Raw genomic sequence first — 2081 nt, forward strand, 5'->3', positions numbered from 1 at the left:
GTTAGGAATAATGGAAAAACCAGCCTTACACCATAAATTTGTAAATACACTAGATCAAATTGCTCCAAATGCACGCTTATTCAGAAAATCTGGTTCTTGGAAAAACTTTCACTCAGATTCTATTTTAGTTTGGGATAAAAATCCTAAAAGACGTTATATTTTAGTTGCCTTAGTTGATGATACTTCCGGTGAAAAAATTATTAGAAACTTAGTAAAACCAATTGAAAAGGCTCTATTAAGCCGTTAATAAAACTTCTATATTAAATTTAAGCTTCTTTCAAACAAATTTTTTTGTTTGCATCATTCATTTCAATATCTTTAATAAAATTTTTCTTCACCCTTTTAAAAAAGCAGTTTAAATGTTTAACATCATCACTCTTAAAAGATATATTTTACAAGTATTTGATTTAAAAGAGGAAGAACTTCATAAAACATTGTTACTTCAGCTTAATATTTTTTTAATAATAACAACATTATTAATAGTAAAACCTACTATAAATTCTCTTTTTTTATCAGAATTAACCGCCGATGCTTTGCCGCTTGGTTATGTATTAACAGCAATAATGGCAATAATTGGCTCTTACTTTTACGATAAAATTTTAGAAAAAAAACCACTAAATAAAGTTATTGAAGGAACTATAATTGGTTCTATAATTTCGTTAATAGTTTTTGGAATTGCATTAACTTTTAATTTAGCTGGCGGATACATTTTATACATTCCTTATGTTTGGGTAGCTATTTTTGGATTATTAACAGCTTCGCAATTTTGGATTTTAGCAAACTTAGTATATAACGTACGCGAAGCAAAACGTGTTTTTGGATTTATTGGAGCTGGAGCTATTGCAGGAGGAATTTTTGGAGGTTATTTAACATCTATATTAACCACTTTTTTAAGAACCGAAGTATTACTTTTTGTTGCAGCTTTTCTATTGGCTTTTTGTTTACCTATCACAAAAAATATTTGGAAAAACGAAGTTACAAAATTAAACACTTTTCAGGTTTCATTACGCTCAAATCCAAAAGGAGAATCTCCTTTTAAATTAATAAAACAATCTAAACTTTTAAGCTTAATTGCCATTGTAATTGGATTAAGTGTTTTGGTTGCCAAACTGGTTGATTATCAGTACAGTGATTATGCTTCAAGGTTAATTGAAGATCAAGAAGAATTAACCTCTTTCTTTGGGTTTTGGTTCTCTACATTAAGTGTAATTTCATTGCTTGTTCAACTATTTTTAACGCAGCGTATTGTTGGAACATTTGGTGTTGGAAAATCGTTACTTTGGTTGCCTTCGGGTATTTTAATTGGCTCATTTCTATTACTATTTATTCCCCAACTTTGGATAATAATTGCCATTAAAATTATTGATGGAAGTTTAAAACAATCGGTAAATAAAGCGGCTACAGAATTACTTTCTATACCAATACCAATAGAAACAAAAAAGAAAACAAAAACGTTTACAGATGTTGTTGTTGACAGTATTGCTACTGGTCTTGCAGGTTTTATTTTAATATTTTTTGTTAACGGACTGGATATTTCATCTACCTATATAAGTTTAATTATTATTGCCTTAATATCAGTTTGGTTGTATTTTATCTATCATTTAAGAAAAGAATACATTATTTCATTTAAAAATTTGCTAGACACTACACAAATAAAAAAAGAAAAAACAACCAAAAAAGAAATTGCAATAACTTCAATTATAGAAACTGTAAACAGGGTTTTAAATACAGGAACTGAAAACCAAATTTTACATATGCTCCAAAAAACTTTAGAGGCAAAAGATGAGCGATTCTTTTTAGCGATTAAAAATTTATTGATCCATGAATCTCCAAAAGTTAGAGCCTTGGCAATTGAAAATTTATACTTTTTAAAAACCGAAAATTTATGTTTTCAAATTGAAACAATGGTAAATGATAGGGATCAGCAAGTTACTACTTCCGCTTTTAGATATTTACTAAAAAAATATAATAACAATACTATTGATCTTTTTGACAAATACTTAAACCGAAAAGATAATACTATTGCCAACGCTGCATTAATTGGACTTTCACTTGAGTTAAGAAATCATCCAATGCTTCAA

At 28.2% G+C, this 2081-nt stretch carries 1 protein-coding gene and 1 pseudogene; both read left to right on the forward strand.

Translation table 11 applies throughout. The features are described from left to right. A pseudogene (locus ABY298_RS16165) lies at positions 1-247 on the forward strand (hypothetical protein); the annotation flags it as partial. 112 nt (positions 248-359) lie between these two features. Next, the coding region (locus tag ABY298_RS16170; protein WP_372747071.1) for an NTP/NDP exchange transporter at positions 360-2081 on the forward strand (1722 nt) is incomplete at its 3' end.

The organism is Lutibacter sp., from assembly GCF_041596795.1.
In the GTDB taxonomy this organism is placed as follows: Bacteria; Bacteroidota; Bacteroidia; order Flavobacteriales; family Flavobacteriaceae; genus Lutibacter.